Origin of the sequence: Methanosarcina thermophila TM-1, from assembly GCF_000969885.1 — an archaeon.
Taxonomy (GTDB): Archaea; Halobacteriota; Methanosarcinia; order Methanosarcinales; family Methanosarcinaceae; genus Methanosarcina; species Methanosarcina thermophila.
The window spans coordinates 1,848,792-1,873,699 of record NZ_CP009501.1; the positions used below are offsets into that span (position 1 = coordinate 1,848,792).

General features: G+C 40.9%; 23 protein-coding genes, 1 tRNA gene, 1 other RNA gene and 1 pseudogene. 15 read left to right on the plus strand and 11 right to left on the minus strand.

Features of this window, described 5'->3' with window-relative positions; genetic code table 11:
* Nucleotides 1–477: 477 nt before the first annotated feature.
* Nucleotides 478–801 carry a hypothetical protein gene (locus tag MSTHT_RS07990; RefSeq protein WP_048167327.1) on the minus strand — a complete coding sequence of 108 codons (324 nt, stop codon included), beginning with the start codon at nucleotides 799–801 and terminating at the stop codon, nucleotides 478–480.
* Nucleotides 802–1,234: 433 nt separating this feature from the next.
* On the opposite strand from MSTHT_RS07990, the gene MSTHT_RS07995 reads away from it, so the two are divergent.
* The 11 genes from MSTHT_RS07995 to MSTHT_RS08045 all read left to right on the plus strand — a co-directional run bounded on the left by MSTHT_RS07995 (nucleotide 1,235) and on the right by MSTHT_RS08045 (nucleotide 12,234).
* On the plus strand, nucleotides 1,235–2,131 hold the full coding sequence (locus tag MSTHT_RS07995) for a presenilin family intramembrane aspartyl protease PSH (RefSeq protein ID WP_048167328.1): 897 nt from the start codon (nucleotides 1,235–1,237) through the stop codon (nucleotides 2,129–2,131).
* A gap of 89 nt (nucleotides 2,132–2,220) precedes the next feature.
* Complete coding sequence (locus MSTHT_RS08000) at nucleotides 2,221–3,021, plus strand: HAD family hydrolase (RefSeq protein WP_048167329.1); 801 nt, start codon at nucleotides 2,221–2,223, stop codon at nucleotides 3,019–3,021.
* 396 nt (nucleotides 3,022–3,417) lie between these two features.
* Nucleotides 3,418–5,031: a methyl coenzyme M reductase system, component A2 gene (gene atwA, locus MSTHT_RS08005; RefSeq protein WP_048167330.1), complete on the plus strand. Its 1,614-nt coding sequence runs from the start codon at nucleotides 3,418–3,420 to the stop codon at nucleotides 5,029–5,031.
* Nucleotides 5,032–5,071: 40 nt separating this feature from the next.
* Nucleotides 5,072–6,634 carry a methyl-coenzyme M reductase-associated protein Mmp3 gene (mmp3, locus tag MSTHT_RS08010; protein WP_048167331.1) on the plus strand — a complete coding sequence of 521 codons (1,563 nt, stop codon included), beginning with the start codon at nucleotides 5,072–5,074 and terminating at the stop codon, nucleotides 6,632–6,634.
* A 238-nt stretch (nucleotides 6,635–6,872) separates the two neighbouring features.
* Complete coding sequence (locus tag MSTHT_RS08015; RefSeq protein ID WP_048167332.1) at nucleotides 6,873–7,319, plus strand: methanogenesis marker 6 protein; 447 nt, start codon at nucleotides 6,873–6,875, stop codon at nucleotides 7,317–7,319.
* Between the two features lie 5 nt (nucleotides 7,320–7,324).
* Nucleotides 7,325–7,828 (plus strand): methanogenesis marker 5 protein, encoded by a 504-nt coding sequence (locus MSTHT_RS08020; RefSeq protein ID WP_048168469.1) that lies wholly within the window; start codon nucleotides 7,325–7,327, stop codon nucleotides 7,826–7,828.
* Nucleotides 7,825–9,072 carry a methanogenesis marker 15 protein gene (locus MSTHT_RS08025; RefSeq protein WP_048167333.1) on the plus strand — a complete coding sequence of 416 codons (1,248 nt, stop codon included), beginning with the start codon at nucleotides 7,825–7,827 and terminating at the stop codon, nucleotides 9,070–9,072. The genes MSTHT_RS08020 and MSTHT_RS08025 overlap by 4 nt, the downstream gene beginning before the upstream one ends.
* 7 nt (nucleotides 9,073–9,079) lie before the next feature.
* Nucleotides 9,080–9,679 (plus strand): methanogenesis marker 17 protein, encoded by a 600-nt coding sequence (locus MSTHT_RS08030; protein ID WP_048167334.1) that lies wholly within the window; start codon nucleotides 9,080–9,082, stop codon nucleotides 9,677–9,679.
* Nucleotide 9,680: 1 nt separating this feature from the next.
* On the plus strand, nucleotides 9,681–10,616 hold the full coding sequence (locus MSTHT_RS08035) for a methanogenesis marker 7 protein (protein WP_048167335.1): 936 nt from the start codon (nucleotides 9,681–9,683) through the stop codon (nucleotides 10,614–10,616).
* Nucleotides 10,617–10,760: 144 nt separating this feature from the next.
* Nucleotides 10,761–11,240, plus strand: coding sequence for a carboxymuconolactone decarboxylase family protein (locus MSTHT_RS08040; RefSeq protein WP_048167336.1), 480 nt, complete (start codon nucleotides 10,761–10,763; stop codon nucleotides 11,238–11,240).
* A gap of 397 nt (nucleotides 11,241–11,637) precedes the next feature.
* Nucleotides 11,638–12,234, plus strand: a complete 597-nt coding sequence (locus MSTHT_RS08045; RefSeq protein WP_394297020.1) for a matrixin family metalloprotease — start codon at nucleotides 11,638–11,640, stop codon at nucleotides 12,232–12,234.
* A 50-nt stretch (nucleotides 12,235–12,284) separates the two neighbouring features.
* On the opposite strand, the gene MSTHT_RS08050 is transcribed toward MSTHT_RS08045, so the two are convergent.
* Complete coding sequence (locus MSTHT_RS08050; protein WP_048167338.1) at nucleotides 12,285–12,722, minus strand: NUDIX hydrolase; 438 nt, start codon at nucleotides 12,720–12,722, stop codon at nucleotides 12,285–12,287.
* Between the two features lie 582 nt (nucleotides 12,723–13,304).
* Between MSTHT_RS08050 and MSTHT_RS13775 the strand changes: the two genes are divergently transcribed.
* From MSTHT_RS13775 to speB, 4 genes are all read left to right on the plus strand, one after another.
* Nucleotides 13,305–14,276 (plus strand): TolB family protein, encoded by a 972-nt coding sequence (locus MSTHT_RS13775; RefSeq protein ID WP_052721858.1) that lies wholly within the window; start codon nucleotides 13,305–13,307, stop codon nucleotides 14,274–14,276.
* Between the two features lie 191 nt (nucleotides 14,277–14,467).
* Complete coding sequence (locus MSTHT_RS08060) at nucleotides 14,468–16,186, plus strand: aldehyde ferredoxin oxidoreductase family protein (RefSeq protein WP_048167339.1); 1,719 nt, start codon at nucleotides 14,468–14,470, stop codon at nucleotides 16,184–16,186.
* A gap of 394 nt (nucleotides 16,187–16,580) precedes the next feature.
* Entirely contained in the window at nucleotides 16,581–16,967 is a 387-nt protein-coding gene (locus tag MSTHT_RS08065; RefSeq protein ID WP_048167340.1) for a translation initiation factor IF-5A, read from the plus strand.
* An 80-nt stretch (nucleotides 16,968–17,047) separates the two neighbouring features.
* Nucleotides 17,048–17,923 (plus strand): agmatinase, encoded by an 876-nt coding sequence (speB, locus tag MSTHT_RS08070; RefSeq protein WP_048167341.1) that lies wholly within the window; start codon nucleotides 17,048–17,050, stop codon nucleotides 17,921–17,923.
* Nucleotides 17,924–18,074: 151 nt separating this feature from the next.
* Here speB and MSTHT_RS08075 read toward each other — a convergent pair whose 3' ends face one another.
* The 9 genes and pseudogenes from MSTHT_RS08075 to ffs all read right to left on the minus strand — a co-directional run bounded on the left by MSTHT_RS08075 (nucleotide 18,075) and on the right by ffs (nucleotide 24,898).
* Nucleotides 18,075–18,260, minus strand: a complete 186-nt coding sequence (locus tag MSTHT_RS08075) for an MM0924 family protein (protein WP_048168471.1) — start codon at nucleotides 18,258–18,260, stop codon at nucleotides 18,075–18,077.
* 200 nt (nucleotides 18,261–18,460) lie between these two features.
* Entirely contained in the window at nucleotides 18,461–18,640 is a 180-nt protein-coding gene (locus MSTHT_RS08080) for an MM0924 family protein (protein ID WP_048167342.1), read from the minus strand.
* Between the two features lie 1,114 nt (nucleotides 18,641–19,754).
* The gene (locus tag MSTHT_RS08085; protein WP_048167343.1) at nucleotides 19,755–20,111 is read right to left on the minus strand and encodes a P-II family nitrogen regulator; all 357 of its coding nucleotides are present in this window, start codon (nucleotides 20,109–20,111) and stop codon (nucleotides 19,755–19,757) included.
* A complete protein-coding gene (locus MSTHT_RS08090; RefSeq protein ID WP_048167344.1) occupies nucleotides 20,104–20,829 on the minus strand; it encodes a DUF1538 domain-containing protein in 726 nt (241 codons plus the stop codon). Before MSTHT_RS08090 ends, MSTHT_RS08085 begins: the two co-directional genes overlap by 8 nt.
* Complete coding sequence (locus MSTHT_RS08095) at nucleotides 20,826–21,518, minus strand: DUF1538 domain-containing protein (RefSeq protein ID WP_048167345.1); 693 nt, start codon at nucleotides 21,516–21,518, stop codon at nucleotides 20,826–20,828. Before MSTHT_RS08095 ends, MSTHT_RS08090 begins: the two co-directional genes overlap by 4 nt.
* A gap of 665 nt (nucleotides 21,519–22,183) precedes the next feature.
* Nucleotides 22,184–23,101, minus strand: a complete 918-nt coding sequence (locus tag MSTHT_RS15150) for an NAD-binding protein (RefSeq protein WP_394297021.1) — start codon at nucleotides 23,099–23,101, stop codon at nucleotides 22,184–22,186.
* Nucleotides 23,102–23,119: 18 nt separating this feature from the next.
* Nucleotides 23,120–24,174, minus strand: a pseudogene (locus tag MSTHT_RS15155) (cation:proton antiporter); the annotation flags it as partial.
* A 173-nt stretch (nucleotides 24,175–24,347) separates the two neighbouring features.
* Nucleotides 24,348–24,432 (minus strand) — tRNA-Ser (locus tag MSTHT_RS08105).
* A gap of 151 nt (nucleotides 24,433–24,583) precedes the next feature.
* Nucleotides 24,584–24,898, minus strand: an RNA gene (gene ffs / locus MSTHT_RS14070) — signal recognition particle sRNA.
* Nucleotides 24,899–24,908: the final 10 nt, after the last annotated feature.

Genomic DNA, 24,908 nt, shown 5'->3' on the forward strand with positions numbered 1-24,908 from the left:
TCAAATAATACTAACTATGAGTAATAATAACTTACGATGCTCAATATCTGAATTATTATTTTTTGGTAATCATAATCTCAGATATTCTCCTTTACTACAGAAGATCCCGTATATATACTTTACTAAACTGCGGAGCTTGTACACGAAAATTCTTAATTAGAAGCAAAGTAGATCGAAAATTAGCGAATATTACGGTTAAAACGAATATTGTTAGTAACAAATTTATGCCCAAAATCAAATGAAACTCGAAAACCTGCTTAAAAAATTTTTAAGTTACTGTTCTTTTAAATTAATATCTTTATTTATAAAGCCCTACAATATAGAATGTGCACTGAAGAGTGTTAAATGAAAGAGAGTTAAATATATCTATAAAAAACTATATCTGCATGTTAGCAAAATTTGAATATACGATCATAATCTTTTTTAAAAATCGAAAATTAAAACCAGGGTCTTATAAAAAATAATTATAAATAAAGTTTAGTGATACTTTCTGCGGTTGAATTCATAGATTGCGTTATCAACTTTGCTTGCGAGCTCATTCATTCTTTCTTCAATCTTTATTCCCGTGCTCTCCATATTGACCTTGAGAGTGCGGTCCTTTGCTTCTATTTTATCTTCGAGCTCCTGAAGCTTGTTGTTGATAGATATGAGCATAACAGACAGCGTTCCAACCAGGACCATAACAGAGAGAATAATCAGGGGGTTTGTGGGTCTGTATGCAAACCTTCTAAGCCACTCAAAGGATAGAAGAAAGGCAGACAGAACCATCACAGCAAGAAATACAGTATCTCTAGTTTCCATCGTATACCTCTAACATACCTGTAATATTTTTCCGCATACACAAGTATTCTGTGATAGCATATCTCAAAATTATTAAGCGGGGATACTTGCGTTTAAGTATTTACTGCTTTTCTATTTTTACTATTTTCTATTTTTACTATTTTCCATTTTTGTTTATTTTTTAAACAGATATAATATATAGTTTTTTTACAGGCTACTTATCTATAGTCCTATTCTGTCACTTTTATTATTGTTTCTGCCAAAAAAGACAGTGCCTAGGTATATATACCGAAAGTACCATTGAGGAAAACTGCATTGTTGAGATACATAAAAAGAAGAATGCTTTCCAAGTAAAATCATTATATAAATATTCAAGAAGAATCGAAGATAAATATACAGTAAATATATAAAGCAATAGATGAGGGATACTGTTAAGAATTAAGGAGTCTAACACTTGAGTTCCAGTGAACGATCAGTTAAAGATTATTTACCTATTCTCTCCATGGGAGGATTAATCCTGATAGTGCAGATTCTTGCACTTTTTTTGTCCATGCCCATGAAAGCTAACGAGATGCAGGCTTTTGAAGACCCAACCCAGGTGTCCTATTCCATATATTATATTGTAATGATCCTGGTTTTTACCCTGTTTGTCCTGATAGCGCTAAAGAGAAACATGAAGTGGACAATCAGCCTTTTTATTTACCTGGCTATTATAAGCACACTTTACTATGTGTTCTTCGCCCTATTTACCCTCATTCCGGATCTATCGGAACATGTAGTCAGTGCAGCTTCAGCCGTGCTATCTATAGGAATAACAGTCTTGCTCTATAAATATCCAGAATGGTACATAGTTGACATTGTAGGCGTTTGTATTGCAGCCGGGGTCAGTGCCCTGATAGGAATTTCCCTTTCAGTAATCCCTGTAATAGTACTTCTGCTACTTCTTGCAATCTATGATGCCATTTCGGTATACAAGACAAAACATATGATTACTATGGCTGAGGGAATAATGGATCTGAAGCTTCCAATCCTGTTCGTAATACCAAAACATTCGAATTACTCCTTCTTGAAGGAAGATTTTAAACCTGGAGAAACGCGTGAAGCTTTTTTCATGGGTCTTGGAGATGCGGTTATGCCCACCCTGCTGGTAGTCTCGGCAAACGTCTTTATAGAGAACAATGGAATTTCGTATCCAGTCCTCGGGGCTATGCTGGGTACTCTTGTAGGGCATGCAATACTCTCCATTCTGGTGATGAAAGGAAAACCCCAGGCAGGACTTCCCTTCCTGAATTCCGGGGTAATCCTGGGGTTTTTTGCTGGAGTCCTGATTTCAGGGGCTTCAATAATGTGAAGTTAACTTTTCTTTAAACTTATTTTATGAGATCATGCTGGATTTCCAGATTTGCAAAGATTTTTTTATTTATAGGGTAATCAATTGGTATGCCCAAAAGAATTGCAGTGGTCTTTGATAGCGCCGGAACCCTTCTACAAATGTACAGAGTAGCAAAGGAAGTCAGCACCGGAAACATCCTTGAGAATATAGAGAGTACTGCTATTGTCGCGCAAAAGAATGGATGTGGGCTTGTAGTCCTGAACGCCGAAAGTGATATAATTCTGGGCTCAAGAAAAGACATGCCTATATTTGAGTTTATAAAAGAATACAGGGTTTCAATAGGTATAAGCTGTTCAAAAGGAAAATTTACCCCGGAAATTGCATATGAAATCATAAGAGGAACATCACCTAGAATGAGTGATATACATGATGTGCTGAAGGCAGTCACAACCCGCTGCCCTAATGTTTTTTACCTTGCAGCTGGCATGATAGTTGACTCTGAAGCCAGAAACGTACCCTATGTACTGAGCACAGGCGGACACGTATTCGATACCACGCTACAAACGGTTCAGACTCTCCATTCCATGAAAGTAGATACGTATATAGCATCCGGGGATAGTCATTTAGCTCTCACACAACTGGCTGAGTTCATAAACATTCCACAGGAGAGAGTCTTTGCCCTTTCAGACACCCTGAAGAAGGAAAAAATTGTGCTTGAGCTAAAAAACAAATATGAAAAAGTAGTCATGGTAGGGGACGGAATCAATGACATACGGGCGTTAAGAGCAGCGGATGTGGGAGTTATGACAACGCAGCAGGGTGACAAAAGGCCCAAAGAACTCAGAGAGGCAGCAGACGTGATAATTGACAACATAATAAAAGTTGTGGATGTGGTAAAAGCATTATAGCCAGTGTATAAAAAACATCTTTTATATAAAATGAACCGATATGTTGCGACGGATCAATATAGTAAGAGGAATCAATAATGACACAACGATCCAATATAGTAAGAGGAATCAAATAACACAACGAATCAATATAATAGAACAAAATCAACACTGATTATAAGCAAATTCGCCAGATGAATCGTTTTAAGTATTGCTTTAAATGTTAACAGTGAAAAAATAATGCGTTATGTTTATGTAATCTTTACTCTTATGTAGTTGCTGCCCAAATGTGTGAAATTCATTGTTTATATTATTGTAATATTCACCTGTAGTAATTGCTTTTCGCTCTTGAGCTATATGCCCAGGCAGGCAAGAGCCACCAGAAAGTTTTGCAGCTCATAATGCGGAGGAAAATCCATGCCAGTATTTATTGAAGTAAAAAACTTAACCGTAGATTTCAACGGTCACAAAGCCCTGAAAAATGTAAATTTAAGCATTAACGAAGGAGAAGTTGTTGGAATTCTGGGAAAAAGCGGGGCCGGGAAGACAATCCTGATGCACATACTGCGCGGTACAGAATCTTTTGAAAACGTCTCAGGTGAAGTGATATATCATCTTGCCCGTTGCCCGAAGTGCGGATATATAGATCGTCCCAGCAAAACAGGTCAGAGATGTCCTGTATGTGGAGAAACCCTGGAAGCTTTCGATGCGGATTTCGTGAAACTTTCCCTTTACGACCCGATAAGGAAAGACGTTACCAAGCGTATAGCTATCATGCTTCAGCGTACCTTTGCCCTTTACGGAGATGAGAGAGTTCTTGTAAACGTTATAAACTCTCTGAATGAAATTGGATACTCTGGAAAGGACTCTATGAGAAAAGCAGTCGAACTGCTGGAAGAAGTAAACCTGAGTCACCGCATGATGCATGTTGCAAGAGAACTTTCGGGTGGAGAGAAACAGAGGGTTGTGCTCGCAAGGCAGCTTGTGAGGAATCCCATGCTTCTGTTAGCTGACGAGCCCACAGGCACCCTTGACCCCATGACTGCAAAACTGGTCCATGATGCTATGACCAGGGCGGTAAAGAACTATAATATGACCATGATCCTGACTTCTCACTGGCCTGAAGTTATAGAACAGATGGCAGATAAAGCCATCCTGCTTGAAAACGGAGAAGTAGTTCAGGAAGGTAACCCGCTTGAGGTCTCTGCAATCTTCATGCAGAGCGTGTCCGTGGTAAAACAGGAAAGAAATGTCATGGTCGGGGAACCTATAATCAGGGTAAGAAACCTCTCCAAACGTTATATCTCAGTTGACCGTGGCGTGGTAAAAGCCGTAGATGGTATATCCTTTGATGTAAAAGAAGGAGAAATCTTCGGACTTGTTGGGGTGAGCGGAGCAGGCAAAACCACAACTTCAAAGATTCTTATGGGGATTTTACCGCCCACATCCGGGGAAGTTGAGGTTCGCGTGGGAGATGAATGGGTTGATATGACAAAGCTCGGAGTTGAAAACAAAGGAAGGGCGACCAAGTATATGGGATTCCTGCATCAGGAGTATGGCCTTTACACTCACAGCTCTGTAATTGACAATCTCACTGAATCTATTAGCCTTGACCTGCCTTTTGAACTCGGAGTCAGGAAAGCCATAATGACTCTCAAAGCTGCAGGCTTTGAGGAAAACAAGGCAAAAGCTATTTTACCCAAAATGACCGATGAACTGAGTGAAGGGGAGCGGCATAGGATTGCACTTGCACAGGTCCTGATCAAGGAGCCCAGAATCGTTATTATGGATGAGCCAACAGGTACTATGGACCCTATTACCAAGGTATCAGTAACTAATTCCATCCTGAAAGCCAGAGAGGAGCTAGGAGAGACATTTGTTATCGTTTCTCATGATATCGATTTTGTAAACGAGGTCTGTGACCGTGTTGCACTTATGCGCAATGGTAAGATTGTAGACATAGGTAAGCCGAAGAGCGTACTATCTCAGCTCACTGAGGAAGAAAGGATCAAAGCTGCAGAAGAAATATAAATATGCTGCCACCTCTTAGTATGGAAAATACCGAAATGAGGTGCCGATTACGAGTAATGAGATAAGCGTAGAGGTGAATGGGCAAAAATATACCTTACCTGCAAGCTCTACCCTTGGGGACTCCCTTAAAGTCTCCGGAGCCCCTTACGTGGAAGGTACGGCGATCGGAATTCTGAAAGAGACCGCTGAAGAAAGGACAGAGATAATCACCGAGTACGCTATCAACACTTCCAGAGGAGAAATCAGGATAGAAGTAAAAGACCCAGAGTCACCTTCAGGAAGCTTATGGGCTAAACATTTTAAAGAATATCAGGGGAAGCCTGTGCACTGGGCAAGCCCTGAAGCTCTGGCTTTTGGACCCTTTGAAGCCGCCATTAAACCTTCGCATGAGACTGGTAATTTTGAAGCGTTTGAAGTGATGTTTGGAGCAGGTGGGTTTGATCCCCGTAATACTCATCTTATCTTTTCACTGAAAAGACATGCTGCAGAGTATGGGACTCCTGAAGACGGAACCTTTGCAGAAGTTGTGTCTGGAAGAAAAATTTTATCCAGGCTTTCCAGAGAGGATACTATTCTTAATATTGAACCAATTATAGAGTGGGAACAAATCTCAGAGAAAGTCTGTACAACTGATCTTTCTACTCCGCTTGAAGATGGAGATAGCATATTTACTTATTTTGAGGTAGAGCTTTCCAGAAATGCTCCCAGCGGAGCAGAGCATTTCTATGCCCTGACCCGTGAAGGAACCTTTACTGTAGATGTTACTACCAGTTCATTTATTTCAGATGACGGTCTGAAAGGAGAACCTGCCCCCTACGAGAACTTCGAGCCGAGGAAAGAAGGTGCAATCTCTATCCGAACAGTAGGATACGGATTGGGCAGGATATATATTTCTAAAGAAGACCGACCCTCAAGCCTTGTACATTCGGTTGTAGGGCAGGTAACAAAAGGTATTGAACTGATCAAGCTAGCAGAAGAAGGACAGAAACTCTCAGTTGAAAGCCTTCCTCCTCAAATAGTTCTTCTGGGGCACACCTTTGAGGAAGCAGAACCCGTACTTTCTTTAATAGGAGTCGAACTGGTAAGGGCTGGATATACCAAAGATGATGGAATAATTGTCAGTCAGGATCCGCCAACAACTCTGGAGATTCTTGGAGAAGCAAAGGTGACTGCATATGCAGTACCCAAAGAAAAATTAATTGAAATTGAACTTTATCCTGAAAAAGCCCCCAAATCTGTGGATTTTTTCCGGCATGCTCTTGAGCTTAAGACAAAAACCGTAGGAAAATTGCCTGTTTATATGATATACGACGACACCTATCTTTTTAAAACTGAAAAAGAAGTCGTCAAATATAAAGAAATCCTTCCGGAAAACACACCCACGGATAAGGTACTCGGAGGAGAAATAGGAATTACAAATCAGGCGGCAAAGAGAATGGGAACTATTGGAGTTAGAATTAGCGATGACGAGCTCTTTGGCCCTACTGGAGAAAGATTCTCCTCAACCAATATTGTTGGTCGGATAATAAATCCTGAAAAACTCCTCGATGTCAAAGAAGGAGAAACTATATATGTAACTGAAATTGTGCGCAAGCAAACTTAAAAATACTGAGCGCACATAATAATATATAAAAGAAGTAATATACATTAGCGCAAACAGATAAAATAGCCATAATAAGTACCGGGCTACTAAACAACTGAGCAATATCGGCTTGTCAGTATAAGGTTAAACTTGGCTGATAAGCAGATCAACAGTTATTGATTAATTTAACAAATTCAAATGTTTGAACGGATTCACATTTATAGAGGCTAAGTCTCCCGGGGCCAAGGAGAGACGAAAGATGACGGAAACTGAAAAAGAAGAGATTACAACAAAGTACATTGTAATCAGTTCGGATAAAGTGCTGCCTTCAGACGCAGCTATGAAGATTTACGAATCAGAGTTTCCAGTTACGGTAAAGGAGACATGTTTTGGACTTATTGTTTCAGGAGCTAAAAACGATGTCCAGGCAGTGGTCGAAGAAATCCGGCAGCTGGACAAAAATCATATTTTTGTAAAGGATAGGGGATTCCCTCCAGGAGATGAGAGACGCTGCCGCGCAAGCAGGGGTGGAGGCCCGCGGCCAGGATTCCATTTTTTGAGGGAAGAAGTGAAAATGCTTCCGGCTATAGGAGCTGCACTTGACGAACTTGAAATAAAGGAGCATGTAAAAGAGAAATGCAAAACGAAATGCAAGCTTAAAACTTCAGATCTTGATAAAATTATTAAAGAGGAGCTTGCGAGGTGAGTTTTTTGGCAAAAGTTTTCATTTATCCTCTAAATAGTCTTATTCTGGCCGACCTGGTTGAACGTTTCGGGCACAAACCCTTAACCGTTATGAGCCAGATCCGAGAAAAAGTTACAAGTCTCAGCCTGGACTCTCCTCCTATAAATATAACTCCAGAAGACCCTAAACTGGGTCTTAAATATGCTGCAATTGAAGTCCCGGCTGGAGTAAGAGGAAGAATGTCCCTTATGGGTCCCCTTGTAGAACAGGCAGAAGCCGCAATTATTGTTGAGAACCCTCCCGCGGACTTCGGCTGTGTGGGTTGTAATCGCACAAACGAACTGGTAAAATATCTGATTCGCTCAAAAGGTGTCCCTGTTCTTGAGGTAAAGTATCCGGAGTCCGACGAAGAAGCCCGCGATTTTGTAAACAAAATTGCAGAATTTCTGGAAACGCTGCCCAAGGAGAAACCTGAAGAAGAGGAAAAGGCGGGAGAGAAAGAGTCTTCAGAAGAGGAGGTAAAGGAATGAGCGCTCAAAAATCCGAGGTAGTAAAGATTGCGCTGGTTTCCTGCGGCTCTGAGTATGCTGGAGTTCAGCCCGAGTTTGAAGAAGCTGCAGCTAAAGTAAATGCAAAATTTGTTTTCCCTGAGGTTGATATTGCATCTATAGATACCATAGGCAGGGATTTCGGGCTTGAGGTCGCAAGTGGGGATCTAAGGCTTATGATGGCCAGAGCAAAGGCTGTCGTCGAAGGCACAGCCAATGTGGATGGGGTTTTTATTGCTACCTGCTTCCGCTGTGCTGAAGGGGCTATTGTACGAAATGAGATCAGGAGGTACATCTACAGGCACTCAAAAATCCCGGTAATCAGTTACTCATTTACTGAAAGCACAACGGCAGGTACCCTGCTCACGCGTCTGGAAGCCCTGACCACGATTGTCAGACGCAGGCACCTCCTTACAAGGGAGGTTCAGACAGGACTGACTGCGGGAATAGATTCAGGGTCAACAACTACAAAAGCCGTGATAATGAGGGATAACAAAATAATAGGCAAGGGATGGGTACCCACAACAAAAGTCCTTGATAGTGCCGAAGAGGCGTACTCTATTGCCCTGAAAGAAGCCGGGGTCTCCAGGGAAGAAATCCAGGCTCTAGGTACTACTGGATACGGGCGCTTCCTTGTAGGGAATCATTTAAAAGCTCAGCTTATCCAGGAAGAAATTACCGTCAACTCAAAAGGAGCGGTCTATCTTGCAGACAGGCAGAAAGGTCCTGCAACCGTTATTGATATAGGTGGTATGGACAACAAGGCAATCTCGGTTGAAGACGGAATCCCCGGAATGTTTACAATGGGCGGGATCTGCGCAGGTGCCTCAGGACGTTTCTTTGAAATGATCTCAAAACGGCTTGGGGTAGACATCACTGAACTCGGAGCCCTGGCAGTCAAAGGAATGCACGAAAGGGTGCCCATGAGCAGCTACTGTATAGTTTTCGGAATTCAGTCCCTTGTAAATTCCCTTGCTAAAGGATCTACGCCTGAAGATGTGGCAGCTGCGGCTTGTTACAGCGTGGTGGAACAGATCTATGAGCAGCAGTTGCAGGAAGTGGAGGTAATAGAACCGCTGATTCTTGTGGGAGGCTCATCCCTGATTGAAGGAGTTCCAATAGCCCTGGGGAGGCTTCTCAAGATCGATGTCCTCGTGCCCAAAGACTCTCATCTTATAGGAGCAGTAGGAGCAGCTTTGCTTGCTTCAGGATATGTAGAGGAGTGAGGAAAAGATGGATTCGCTTGAGGTTTTTGCTGTCGAGTCCGCAATTCCTTCTGAGCAGGAATTTTACAGGAAAATAATCGAAGACAACATGGCAAGTCTCAGGCTTGCTCCGGCAATAGGGAGAATAAAGGTTGTGTTGAGACCTGAAGACTCCCTCTTTCAAATGGCAATAATCCTCAGGGATGTAGGAACCAGAGTTACAACAATTGATATTGCCGATGTGGAGGCAAAACCGGTTGCAGGCGAGATAATAATCTCAATAAAGAAAGAGCAATATATTCCGGAGCTACTGAGAAAACTCTGGGAACGTTACGGGAGAGCTAATATCAGCCAGCCTGACCGCTGGACTGTTGCCATAAGTACGGACAGGGCAGAGGAAGAAGCGAGTTTTCTTAAAGATATGGTTGTTGCAGATCCCAGGCACAGACTTCATGAGAACCTTGTTGATTTTGCAATCCGCATTACTCCCGAAGGCTTCAGAGTTCGTTACCACCTGTATAAAGGCAACAAGTTTATTTTCGTAGCGTCCGAGGAAGCATTAAAACATGAATGGATCGAAGAAACAGAGACAATGCTCGAGAAATTGATGGAAGGAGGGAAAACGTAAGATGGCTGCTGTACTCAAACCCTACCTTTATACAGGTGGTGTCCACAAGCATGGGCTTTTAATCGAGCTGCTGGAAGATCTGGGAGGTTACATAGTCCAGAAAGTGGTCACAGGGACTGAAGTAAATCTCATAATGCTTATTCCTGAAAAAGATATCCCAGTAGTAAAAAAGCTATCTGACGAACTGTTAGGGATGTTGATAGAAGCTCCCCTGACCGGAGTTGAGATTGCAGTTGTTTCCCCTACCCTTGCCTCTCATCACCTTCCACATTCAGCCTGTGACGTAGCCGAGTACCTTCGCCACCCCGGAGCTAACACGAACATGATAGGCCTTGCAAGGGGGATGGGGCGCAGAGTGTCTCTATCTATGGATTATGAAAGAAAACTGATAAACGAGCACGATATTGCAGTTTTCACATTCGGGTCATTCAGTGACTGTATAATAAACAAGAAGCCAAAACTCTTTGAGGGCATAGAAATCCCGATAGTGGTAACAGGTGGACCTGACCTGAAAACCGAGGAAGTTGCCGGAGCAGACCTCTATGTTGGGAATATCGGAAGGACTTCCCACAGACTAAGGAGAGCAGAAGAGATTGAAGCCCTTGAGAAACTCAATCAAGGGGTTGCGAAAATTGCTGACAATATCCGTAAGCAGCAAGCAAAAGATCCCCTCGCAGTGCTTCCTGCCAGAGTTATGAAAGAGATTGAAAACCAGATTCCTGAAATCCGAACTGTACTTTCGCCTGCTCCACTTACCCTTCAGCTCAATGGGTTAAGAGTCAAACTGCCTTATGATGAATTCCATGAAAGGATTGAGAAACTTGAATTTGATGAAGGGGTCACACTTTCCGAACTCGCAAATATTTCAAGATCAAAAATGAAAAATTATATATTGATAAAAATCAAATCTAAATCTGAAGTTGGTTTTGCAATTTGATCCGAATTCTGTTGTGTTAAGAGTTGTCAACTTTGCATTTTTACTGGATTCGTGTATTTTCACTTATCCTTTAAACTGTAAAGCCTTACCCGGAAAACGGTGACTGAACCCTTTTTCCACGTTGATCTATGCTGGTGGTTTCGTATGGAACTTGAGGATATTGTGGAAATTTTAAAAGAGGACCCTGAGAGAGCTATTCCTGAACTCCTTGAGGATGTCCGGAATCAGTATGGCGAAGTTCCTTACATCATGAACTTCATGAAGGATCTTCCGGAGATTTTTATTCCAAAAACGCTTTATGATAACTCCATAATGAGGGAATTTAAGAATCTTGACCCGGAAACGGTGGAACTTATTTCCATAGGTGTGGCATCTGCTCTTCGCTGCGAGCATTGCCTGAAAATGCACATTAGAATTGCAAAAAGAAGAGGGATAAAAAAAGAAAAGATATTTTACGCCATTATGATAGGAGCATCCATCTCCAATGCTGCCGTGCTTGCCGAAAGTACAAGAGCGCTTGCATCCGAATTCCCGGAGGATGGATGTGAGGAAGAGAAAGAAGAAAAACACTGCTCTGATCCCAACTGTGAGATATGTGATATCTCCAGAGCAGCTCTTAAATAAATAGGAAGGTCCAGTAATATATCAATCATATCAATCAGGTTTTTATAAATATTGTAAAAATATTACAAAAGTTTTCTAATTTTTATAGAATAATTCTCTGACAAGAAGCTACTGCCGGGAGCATCTCCGTAAATAATTAAAACAATACGTCAATTAAACCACGCTTTTGCATCAGGCTTATGCGAATATATGCGAGGGAGCTGTGGGGTATGTAGATATATTCAGGAGATCGATACATTTACATCAAGTTCTCAGGGTCAGATAGCATTTAGTATGGAGGCTGATTCGTATAAATCGAAACCGTATTTACGGAATTAAACTGTTTTTTGTACTGTTACTGATAGTACCTATTTTACCTGCTGTTTCAGCTGCATCCAATTCAAATCAAGAAAGGATTCTGGACTATCCGTGGGATCATTCCCCTATTACTGTATATATAGACAACACCAATGTTCCCGAACACTATAGCCCTACCTATTATACACAGATAGAAAAGGCTATGGAATACTGGGAGAAAGGAGGAAATGGAAAACTAAAATACAAGCCTGTTTTCGAATTTGCTGATTCGAAAGATGCTGATATCAGAGTAAAATGGGTAGAAAACCTGGAAGCTGTTGAAGGAGCTCCTTCAGGCGTAGCCGGTTATGCAAGCCCCACGGTATCTAATGGTCGGTTTGTACGGGTAGATATAGTTCTTGAGGTCGGGAACTACAAGGGAAAAGCCTGGCGTCAGTACGGGGATGCTACAATGCTCTCTATTGCAAAACATGAGTTTGGACATGCCCTTGGGCTGGGTCACAGCAACAACAGGCGAGACATAATGTATCCCGAGTATGAGCTGAGAGATAACATAAATCCTCTCCTCCTGAGCAAGTACGGCAATGTGCTGCGTTTAGCAGGTTTTGCAGCTCTAGCAGTTCTCCTCTATCTAGGAATAAGCTGGCTGCACAGCAGGAAAAAAAGGAAAATACTTGAGGAGAAATATCTCAAGTAGATTTGATTTCAAGTAAATTTTTCTTAAAGTGACCTCAAAGTAAATCTGGATTAAATAGGCAGTTCTGGAGGTTCTTTATTTTCCGCGGCGAATCTCATAAAGAATTCTCTGAAATGGTCAGGAAGAGCATCCATCTTCAGGATGCGATTAAGAGGACTCCATATGTATTCCACATGCTCGTGACTCAACTTTACATCAGCAATAACATATCCCCCATTATATACTATAGCAATTACCCTTTTATCCGGAAGCTCAAAGGTGGCATACCCTGCGATCCCTCCAGGCACGATTGAGATCCCGGTCTCTTCCCAGACTTCCCGCACAACAGCTTCTTCAAGGGGTTCCCCACGAACCAGCTTTCCCCCTGGCAGATCCCATTTTCCCGGATTGCTGTGGGAGTTTTCCGACCGCCTGAGAAGCAGAAACTCGCCTTTCTCATTCCGGAGAATGGCATATACAGAAACTATGTAAGGTTTCTTCAGATTCATAAAATAATATTTGAGATTACCTGTCTTAAAGACTAGCTTTTTCAGGATTTTCAGGATATAATCCTAAAATCGGTAAATTCTGGGAGAATTGATAATAAATTTATTTTTTCAAATTAGTAAAAAAGCATATCCGCCCTTTTAAAAAATATCCAGGAAAGATAAGAATTTTATTTGTTATTTTAAACTATTAATCTAAAATATTAGGTGTTAACTTAAATCGAAAAAGATATATTCTGTACTGCATATAATTTTTTTAGAATGGAAAGGGTAAAATCCATTCTTTCAACCTGGTCTCCTGGAACCAGCGAAAAAGCTGAGACTTTTTTGATCTGTTTTTTGAATGTCACAGTCACAATTAGGCTCCAGAACTCAGTGCCTTTAGTAGATTAAAAGACTAAGTTTGAAGATTGTGATTGAAGTTCTAAAAGGTTTTCAGAGTAGAGGCTGCAGGTCTCGTACACCTGGATAGTTGTAAAAAAATTCTTCCTGCAAATTAGAACTCAATGCGCAAAAACGAGAATCGGATTCTGGAACACTTCAAACCAGGGGTAGAAATCCTTTATGGATTAAGGGGTAAGTTAAATGAAAATTGATAACAGAACTGTAATTTTCTCTGGAATATTTTTTGTTCTATTTTTTATGACCATAGGAAATGCGACTGCAGGTTCGGAAAGAAACTCAGTTATTTACGAAGACCGGATAGTCTGGCAGGATGATAGTAATGGAAATTGGGATATTCAAATGTATAATATTTCCACTTCCGCTAAAATTCCGATCACAAACGATGAGGCAGAGCAGCAGAATCCTGATATCTACGGCAACAGGATAGTCTGGCAGGATTCCCGCAACGGAGGACGCGAAAATGGAGATATCTACATGTATAATATCTCGACCTCCACGGAGACCCAGGTAACTCCTAATAAATCGTGCCAGATGAATCCGAATATCTATGGGGATAGAGTAGTATGGGCAGATGATCGCAATGGAAACTGGGACATTTACATGTACAATATCTCCACTGCCACTAAAAGTAAAATCAGTAACACTGGATCAGCAAATTATCCTGCTATCTATGAGAACAGAATAGTTTGGCAGGACTCTCGCAATGGAAACGAGGATATCTACATGTTTACCCTTGATTTGGATGAAGTGCCGCCTGTGAATGGAAACGAGACAGAAAATGATACAGACAATTGTACTGAATTTCCAGACAATGAATTCGATGCGGGGACAGATGACGGGACAGACGATGAAACCCAGATTCCAGACAACTGTTCTTCTGAGTTAACACCCCTCGACAGGATACTGGCTCTTAAGGAATATGTAGAATGTACATATAAATGCCAGGTTAAAACAAAAACAGGGTTGGCTACCCTTCTGGATACCTCGATGTGCCACTATGAAAACTGTGACAACGCAAAAGCCGTTTCAATGCTTAAATCCTTCATTCATCTGGCTAGAGAAATGGAAATGTGCAACCAGATTTCAGCTGACGAAGCGGATTATATGGAAAGGGAAGCAAAGAGAATAATAGATCAGATTGAGGCAAATTAAGAGTTAAAATCGAATCTATAACCAGAAAGAAGGGATAAAAAACTGTAAAACATGTTATATAAAGATAACTAACCTGGAAAAGGTATAAGGAAGCATTAGAAAAGTAAGATCAAAAATAAGGAAGCATTAGAGAAGTAAGATTAGAAATAAGGATTAAATAGCAAACCGGGAAAGGGAATTGAGGAATTAATATGGATGGCTGGGCAGGAAAAACAATATATATAGACCTTGGTTCAGGATCAGTGAAGACCTTCAGGACTGAAGAAAGTTTAATTAGAAAATATCTGGGCGGCAGGGGAATTGGGGTAAAACTGCTTTCTGAACTTACAGACCCAGATAATGATCCTCTTAGCCCGGCAAATCCATTAATTTTTACCTCCGGACCTCTTTCTGGTCTTGCTCCCATGGCTTCTGGAGCAGTCCTGACATCAAAATCGCCGCTGACAGGTACAATATTTAGCTGGAATATTAGTGGGGACTTCGGGAGAGAACTCAGGAAAGCCAGAATTGACGCCCTGATCATTGCCGGAAAGGCAGAAAGACCTTCGTATATAGAAATTGGGGAGGGAAATATTGAAATTTTGTCGGCAGGACAGCTCTGGGGAAAGAATATCAGGGCATGTACTGAGGCTCTTAAGGAAAAAGGCAGCGTAGCCTGTATAGGCAGAGCAGGAGAGAAGCAGGTTCTTATTTCTTCATTTGTTGTAGACTTCCTTCACAGTGGAAGAGGGGGTCTTGGTGCGGTTGCAGGCTCAAAGATGCTCAAAGCCGTGGTCGTAAGAGGAGAAGCCGAACTTTTACCTTCTGATCCAGATAGATTCCGGGAGCTTGAGACAAAAGTATTGAAACTTTTTGATGCGAGCCCTGTGCTTTCCAAAGGACTTGCAAATTACGGCACATGCGCTCTTGTAAAATTACTGGATTATATGAATCTCATCCCAACAAGAAACTTCTCCAGGAGAGGAACTTCTTTTGCAGATGCGTTTTCAGGAGAGAGTATTAAATCCTCTTTTGAGCTTGAAAAAGAGAGCTGCCCTGGCTGTCCTCTGGGCTGCAAGAAAAAGATTAAAGAAACAGGGCAGATTGTGCCTGATTATGATTCCCTCTGGGCATTCGGGTTTAACCTTGAAAACCCTGACCTGATTTCGGTGCTGAGAGCGGACAAAATATGCAAGGATTACGGGCTTGATCCGATCTCGGCAGGTTCCATACTCGGGGCATGTTCAGAACTCAAGCCTGGAAAAATAGAAGCTAAAGGACTGGAATCCCTGCTCCTTGAAATAGGGGAAGGGGAAAAAATGGGGAGCGGAGCCAAAAGATATCTTTCAGGTATTGGGAGAGAGGATTTGAGCATGGATGTGAAGGGGCTTGAACTCGGAGGCTTTGATCCACGAGGAGTAAAGGGACAGGCACTGGCTTATGCCACATCCAGCCACGGTGGAGACTACCTGACTGCTTTCATGGTAGGACCCGAGGTGCTTGGGAAGCCAGTGAATCTTGATCGTCTGAGCTTCAAAGGAAAAGCAGGTATCCTTCAGGTATTTGAAAACCTGACCGCTGTGCTTGACTCTTTTGTATTCTGCCCCTTCTCAGATTTTGCCATTAATGAAGAACTCGGTTCATCTCTCCTGCTTTCGGGAACAGGTATAGAAATATCACCTGCAGAACTCCTGAGAGTTGGAGAAAGAATCTATAATCTTGAAAGAATTTATAACCTTAAAGCAGGATTTACCTGCGAAGATGATACCCTTCCTGAGAGGCTGTTTGAAAATGTAGAAGAAAATGAAGGATATGGATTTTCTAGGCAGGAGTTTAAAGCTGCGCTTCAGGAGTACTATCATTACCGCGGCTGGGATGATAAAGGAGTACCCAGATTGGAGAAATTAAAAGAACTTGAACTCAATTTTTGAAGAGAAAACCGGAAGGAAAATGTTCCTTGAAATCCAGTATTTCCCTTAGTCTGGGATTATCTTTAGCCACGAATTTTTGGGATATTCAGGGCAGTTTTCCCCGAAAGTTGGCTTAAAGGCGCAAAATCTCGCATAAGCGTTATATAGTCATGGATAATTAATCGTATTAGATCTCGATCTATGGATGAATTCTGCAGGCACCCCCAAGCTCGGAATATTTTCCAGTTTTTCCATGCAGGTCTGAGCGATGCATGGATAGAGTAAGAGGCAGGCTTAAAAATCAGGAAAGCCTTCTTATACTACTCCACCAGATCGCGGAATTTTATCAAGGGAGCCCGGAATTGTGTTTTACAGCTTATTTATAAATATCCTAAAAACGTAAGGGAGAATTGTTATGAAACAACAGGTAGAAGTTAAAGATCTCAAAGAAGGAAAATACGTAATTATTGATGACGAAGCATGCGTCATAAAGAGCATTACAAAATCCAAGCCGGGAAAGCACGGAGCTGCAAAGGCAAGGATAGAGGCTATCGGTCTCTTTGATGGTCAGAAGCGCTCCTACGTAGGTTCCGTTGCAAACAAAATCTATGTTCCGATTGTGGAAAGAAAAACCGCACAGGTAATCTCGATTACTGGTGACATTGTCCAGCTCATGGATCTGGGAGACTTCTCAACCTTTGAGATTGTAATCCCCGATGAGTACAAGGATAAGGTCAAAGAGGGTGAGGAAGTTCCTTACATCACAGCTCTCGGCAAGACCAAACTCGACATAAGGACTTAAACTTCCAGAACCAAAGTAAAAACTCAGGTTAAAAAACCTGAGCTATTCTTTTTTAAATGAATAATTATATAGGTTACACTATGTTTTTACCCAATTCCTTTATAGATGCTCTTGCAGACTATGAGTCTGCTCGTTATGTTATCTTCGGTGTGCCTTTTGACAACACCTCTTCTTTCAGGGCAGGCAGCCGTTGGGCTCCGGATGCAATGCGGCAGGTTTCTGCAAATTTCGAGAGTTATAACCCGACTTTCGACATAGATCTTGTGGATCTACCTATCCATGATGCAGGAAACCTGGAAACCTCAGCCTCGGTTGATGAGACTCTGGAAAGCCTCTACGAAGCTACAAAAGACCTCCTGAAAGATGGAAAGCTTCCCATTATGCTTGGAGGAGAACATTCCCTGACCTTTGCTATGGCAAAAGCCTGTGCTGAAGCTGCAGGAGAGGATTTTGGGATACTCATTCTGGATGCTCATTTCGATTTGAGGGAAGAGTACAGAGGTTTTAAGCATAACCATGCCTGCGTATCCAGAAATATTCTCGATGAGATTACAAAGAACATGGTCTCTATAGGCATAAGAAGCGGTCCTGAAGAAGAGTGGGTTTTTGCAAGGGAAAATAATCTGAAATACTATACAGCCGATGATGTGGAATCCACAGGTATGGTAGAGATCCTTAAAGAGGCTCTCGAATGGCTTGACTGCAGCCAGCTATATCTTTCCCTTGACATGGATGCAATAGATCCGGCTTATGCCCCCGGTTTGGGCACGCCTGAGCCTTTCGGGCTGAGTGCAAGGGACGTAAGGACTGCAATAAGAACGCTTGCGCCTTTCTCAATGGCTTTTGATATTGTAGAAATTGCCCCTGAATATGATTCCGGTCAAACCGCCATGCTCGGGGCAAAATTGATGAGGGAGTTTATTGCTTCCCATGCAAAAAGCCATATGAAAGCATAAGCTACGGAAGTAAAAAGGGACAGCATATACAAAAATTTTAAGCTGGCAGGACAGCCTGAGTCTTTTGAGAGCTTAAAAACTGGTGGAAAAGGAGGAACTTCTTACTTCCAGACTTTTCCATTATATCCAGTATCCTTATTCAGTAAATTTTTTATGGAGCTTGTGCACGCCATACAGCTATGATTTTATCCATTGCTATGTACGTGTACTTTCCATTCTGTTCAAGACAGAGCACATTGTCTTCGCAGCTTTCTACCCTTCCGCTAAAGACATCTGGACCCCCACAGTAGACATCTACAACCTCACCTCGAAGGTTTTTCACTATAAAAGACTGCATTTCTTTGCACCTCAGATATTTTTCCAATATGACGGACTTTCTTACCCTGCTGGCTTGAACTAACTTCTTTTTCCGGGAACAAAGTCCGATCCAGTCGCCAAACACTTCATCCAATTTTATCCAGGTTTAGAAAATAAGTAAGATTTCACCTGTTCTGGTTATTCCAATTAATATGATGTTTTTAATATATAATCTTGAGCTTATTGACCCCACAATGCTATTATTTTGTCGATTGCTATATGGGTAAGTCTCCCTTCATTATCAAGCGTCAGTACATTATCGGCACAGGCTACTACATTTCCACTGAAAACGTCGGGACCACCACAGTAAACGTCTACATCCTTATTCAGATAATGTTCTACTATAAACGCTTGCATCATAGATTTCTCCTCCTGATTATTTTCTTCTTAACCTGTTTATTCAGGCTTTATGATTGACTGATAGCATAAGCTATTAGTCGTTATATCCACAGATGCCCATTAAATAAACTGTCCTTCATTCCATATAAATATATTTAGAAATTAAAATTGATTTTCAGGATGCTTTGCCATTAATTCATGGAGGAAAGATTAGCTAACATGGAGCTGCATAATCACCAGGTCTTGCTTTTCAGGAAATAAAAAGAATTATTTTGCTTCTTTTCTACGGGTTTATTTGCCTCATGGAATCGGGAAAGCTAAGTTTATCTGGATAAATTTTATGGATTTAATATTCTGGTAAAAGAGGTTGAGTTTCAGGCTTGCCAGTAGTTTCTGATGAAGAAACCCTCTACGGTTAAATAAACGATGTTTTTCTCCCAAAATGAAGCCAATCAAGTTTTTCATTCCGAGCTATCAGCTTCATAGCCTTCATACATGAAAATATTTTCAATATACGTGCCGAACTTAATTAAGACTGGGCTATAAAATAGAGAAGCAGTTAGAAAGCATGTTAAGTATGTGTATGTAGGATGAAACAGGATAAATAATTTATATGAGTTTAGTGTATATTAAAATTATGGAAGATAAATTTTTAAGATATGTTGAGATTATATTTTGTGTTTGCCTTGCCATACTTTTTCTGATTTCTTGCTTTCATACTGCGTAAAAATCTAATTCGTACTGCATAAAAATTTAATTTATGCTGCATAAAATACTAGAATTCCATTCCATCCAACGATATATAAGATTGATTGGGTTCTCTTAAATCTGCTATTTAATCAAAACTATTTTTCCTCTTTTTTATTAATTAAACTAAAGAAGAATTTCTTCAAAAAAATGCATCTTATATTCTATCTAAATAACAATTAAAGTAGAAAAAAGCCGTAAACTCCACTAAACGAAGATTTCAAATTGACTCTGTAGAAAAACTCATTTAAATTAGCTCAAAAAAAGGAAAAATAAACAGGCAGGAAGATATCATTTCTATTCAGTTCAAATATTGAAGTCTTCTTGCTTTAGAGATCTCTACAGAGCCAAAATTATAAGCTTTTATGAGCTCAGAACCCTCAAAAGCTCAGGTTTCTTTCTCGGGGGGACACCCCATTTCATAAAAAGGATGACAAATCCCAAATACTTTATCCAGGGAAACTACAAATCCTATGCCAGTTCCGGGTTCGTTAAGGTTTATAGCATCAATAATACTATTCCTGATATCTTCTTCAATATCTGACTTGGCTATTGTAAGTACAATTTCTTTTTCCGGTTCAATCATCAAGCCAAGAATTTTTTTATTTTCATGGATCCCTGTACCACGACCAAATAAGATTGTTCCTCCCTGAGCACCGGCTTTTCTTGAAGCTTTAATAACCTCATCGCCCCAGCCCTTTTTGACAATTGTTACTATTAACACAAACTCACTCTTATTACACATTTCTTATACCTCCATTAAATCTTATATAAACACCCAGCAACATAACAAAAATAATAGGTGCGAGTGCTATCATTGCGATCAGACCGAAGCCGTCTGCTACAGGGTCTGCACCTTCATATGCTGTGGCTACTCCTACAGCCATAGACATAAGAAAAGATACAGCCATCGGACCTGTTACAGCTCCTCCTGCATCGAATGCTATACCTATAAAATCTCTGTCACAAAGCCATAATAGAACAAGGGCAAATAAATAACCTGGAACTATTATGTACAGGAATGGAATTCTATAGACAATTTTTGCCATTGTAATAGCAGCAAAAAGAGCAACTGCTAAGGAAAGCGTGTAAAGCATAAGATTTGATCTTATATAACCATTTGAAGACACCTCAACCTGATAACATAAGACTCTTACAGAAGGTTCTGCAAGAGTAGCAAGTAAACCGAGGATAAAACCTATAGGGATCAAGAGATTTTCTCTAGAATCACCAAAAAATTCGCCTATTTTCGTTCCCGCAGGAAGAAAGCCATTAGAGACTCCATAGAGAAACAAAATCAGACCGAATGCAGTGAAAGCTAATCCTGTATAAAGTTTTACTAACTGTGATGGTGGCAATTTTAAGTACAATATCTGGAATAGTGTAAAGAAAATTATTAGAGGAGCAATTGACTGAATAACTTCTAAAATTACAGGAAAAATTCCTCCTATACTCAAACTCATGAAGATAAAACCCCCAGAAGCATGAGACTCAGTATAGGACCTGTAGTCGCCAAGCCTATAAGCCCAAATCCATCCAGTTCAGATCTATCCTGCAAAACTGAAGCTACCCCGACTCCAAGTCCCATAAGCACAGGCAAAATTATAGCCCCGGTAGTTACGCTTCCAGAATCAAAGGAAATTGCTAAGAAATCAGCAGGTACGAAGAAGGACAGCACGAGTATAAATGAATAAATTGCAGCAAACAAATATCTGATCGGAGTTCCATAGATTATTCTCAGGATGGCAATAGCCATAAGGAAACCTACTCCAAAAGCGATGGAGAACAACAGTAAATTTCTATCTATGCTACCCTGCAGAGCTGAATCAACCAGGTTAATTAAAACAATTACATTGGGTTCTGCAATGGCTACAAAAAATGAGAATAAAAATACTATTAATGCAATGAACCCCAGTGAGTTATGCTTAGGCAAGTCACCTCCAATTGCTCCTCCTATAGGGAGCATACTTACCTTAACCCCCGTTAGAAAAAAAATCATTCCTAGTGCAGTTATTGCTGTAGCTATTAAAAAGGAAATAAGATCGTTCCAACTTACACCGACGAACAAAAGTAACAGCAACCCTATTGCCAGCGCTAAGGGAAAGACCGCTTGGGCTACTTCCTGAAAAGTTTCTTTAAGAATATTACTCATAAAAGCTCCACCAGATTATATATATATTAAACAAGATGCGTACATATTTATAATTATTGTTTGTGTACAATGCATTAAAAATTCAGTAAAATATATTCTAATTTGACTCCTAGATTAAGATTTAATTTGACCTGTTAGAGAATTGAAGCCTGCATCTTAAGTTCTTTATGTAATCTGGATCTGTATATACAAATCTATCTGAATTAAAATTTATCTGAATTAATATGATATAAAGATTCATCTTGAAAATTGACGGCTTTTATTTGACGGCTTTTATGATAGAAAATCCAAAACTGAAAACTCAATATTTCCTGATAAGGATTTTAAACATATCTCGCACGTCTACAGGTTTTCTCCCTTTTCTACATGTATCCTGTTAATTGCCTTTTAATTTTCTTTTCTTAGAGCTAACAAAGATATCCAAATCTTCTGGTTTTAACCGATTATTTTCAGTTAATCTGGTTCTCAAACAGGAAGGCAATACAAATTATTTTCAGTTAGTTTGGTTTTCAAACCGGAAGGCAATACAAACAGGGTTAACAATATCATATATAACAAGTATAATATGAAAAAGTATAGCAATAGAAGAAAGGATCTGGTGATTAAAACCTCCAGCCTCAAAAACCACAGGTTTTACATGTTTTTATACAGAGAGGAGTTGATTTTTATTCCAGACTATCTTCGCAAAGCTTTCTAACCTCATCGAGCTCTTCTGGTGGACTGATTACAAGCAGGATGTCATCCGCCAGAATCTCAGTTCCAGCTTCTGGTCCCGGAATTATTTTATGAAAGCGAGAAATTGCAAGTACAGATACCCCATACTTCTTTCGGAGATCGAGTTCCCCGAGGGTCATTCCTGCAATTTTGGAAAGTTTGCCGACCCTTATGCTTCGAATTTCTACATCTGCAAAGTCAAGAGCCAGATCATACATTTTCTTCCTGCGAATTTCAGGATTCCGGAGCATCTCGTAATGGTCGGCACGCAAAGTTAAGCCCAGTGAATTGATTTCATTGCTGGGAACTAAGTATCTGTGAAGCACCCTTGTGAAAAGCTCTATTGAACTTTCAAACTCGTCAGAAATTACCTCATCTGCTCCAAAAGCATAAAACTTATCCAGCTCGCTCAGGAAATGTGTCCTTGCGATAATATGAATTTGAGGGTTCAACCTGCGAGCAACCTCGATTATCCTTTTGGCACTGGCAGGATCGCCGGCGGTCACAACAATGGATTTCGCTGTATAGATACCTGCATGCTCCAGTACAGAGCTCTGAGCAGCATCACCATAGAATATATGTTCCCCTTCCAGTTTTTTTACCCGTACGACTTCAGGATTCATGTCAATTACTATGTAGGGAATTGAAGTTGCCTTTGCGGCAGTCGCGACATTCCTACCATTTATCCCGAATCCGACTATGATTACATGGTTTTCAAGCTTCTCTTCAGATTCATTTTCTTGAAATTTACTGTACCAGCCTTGCTTCAAGATGGGAGGGAAAGGCAGCAACTCGGCAAAATTCGTGGTTCGATACCCTATACTCATAAAAAGGGGGGTAAGTACCATAGAAAGCACAGCTACATCCATAAATTCCTGGTATGTAAGAGAGGAGATCAAGCCGCTTGTAAAACCTACTTTTGCAAGAATAAAGGAAAACTCTCCTACCTGTGAAAGAGAAAAACCAACCAGGATCATCGTATGCATAGGAAAGCCTATAAGAAATGTACTCAAACTATTTGCAACAACTTTCAGGAGCAGTATGGTCAAGGTAGCAGCCAGGATAAGAAAGAGATGCTCTCTTAAGATATCGAGATCGAGCAGCATCCCTATGAAACGAAGAAGATGCTCATGAACATATCCCTGAATGGGATGAGATTACCAAGAGCCTGAACCGAGTACTCAGATTCGGAGATGATCAGACCAGCAAGAAAAGCCCCGAGAGCCAAAGAGAGACCAATTTTTGAAGTCAGCCAGGCTACAGAGAGCCCGATTGCCATAACACTCAAAAGAAAAAGCTCGTTATTCCGGGTTTTAGCGACGTGGTACATGATGAAAGGAATCACATACCTGGCACTTAGAAGAGTAAAAATAATGAGCCCGAATCCCTGCAGGGTAAGCTCCAAGAAAGATTTTTCTGTTTCAGGGGTACCTGCAAGAACCGGAATCAGAAGTATAATCATCACTGCAGCTATATCCTGAAAAATTAATATTCCTAAAGAAGTTCGCCCATGAAGACTGTAGATTTCTCCTTTTTCCTGTAACAATTTAAGGACAATTGCAGTGCTGCTTAGTGCCACTAAAAGCCCCAGGAAAATCGAGGATTCTCTGGAATTGCCAATCCAGAGAAATATAAGGGCAACAATGATAGCAGTTAGGGAAAGCTGCAGTCCACCTCCGAAAATTACAATTCTGCGAAGCTTCAGGAGGTCGCGCAGTGAGAATTCCATACCTATTGTAAAAAGCAGGAGTACTACACCCATCTCCGCCAGAAATTCGATGTTTTCTACGTCTCGAATCAGTCCCAAACCGAAAGGTCCGGCAAGAATACCTGCAAGCAGAAAGCCGATCAGTGGAGCTATTTTTAATTTTGAGAAAGTAAATACCACAGGAATAGAAAGCCCGAAGATGATCAGGAGGTCGGCTAAAAAATCTGTTGCCATCAAAAGAAATTTAATTTTTAAATAATATAAATGTTATTATAACATACTGCTAGAAATTATTGTACTGACGACATTCCAGATTAACAGTTTGTATAAAATCCAGATGTTGATTGCTATAAAACAGATCAGAGAAATAAAAAGAAGTAATTTAAGGATAAACTTGAAAAAGAGAACGACGAGAGGGGGATTCGAACCCCCGAGATGCAAAGCATCACGGGATTAGCAATCCCGCGCCATACCGGGCTTGGCTATCTCGTCACAAAGGATTTTAAGAAGCGCGTCCCCTTAAACGCAGTCCATATATTTAATCTTTTCCGGGGAAAAGGCTTCACACAGACTATCTTTTAAGAGATAATTCTGCTATAAAACTAAATTACTTTATTTGTTCTAAATTACCTTATGTGTTAAGTGATGAGCACGCCTCAGGTCGCTGCATCTTGGAGACACCAGTAGGCTGGACCCTCTCCTCCACCCCGCACCCCCGCAAGCGACAGTTGCCCACGGTAAGTCTGCTCCCTTCCGGGCCTCGACCGGTCTCCGCAGTTAGGGTATGAGAATCTGCTCTCCAGCAAACCCTCATACCTGCACCATCCCAGCAGGACGGGGCTTCTCCGTTGAGATTCCAGGCTGAAATCCCTTCGATGCCTCTTCCCTCGGCTTCGTCCCCCGCATATCGGCGATTTCGGGTTACAGGTAACGCCGAGCTACCCGGACTAGCTCATCAGCTATAAAAA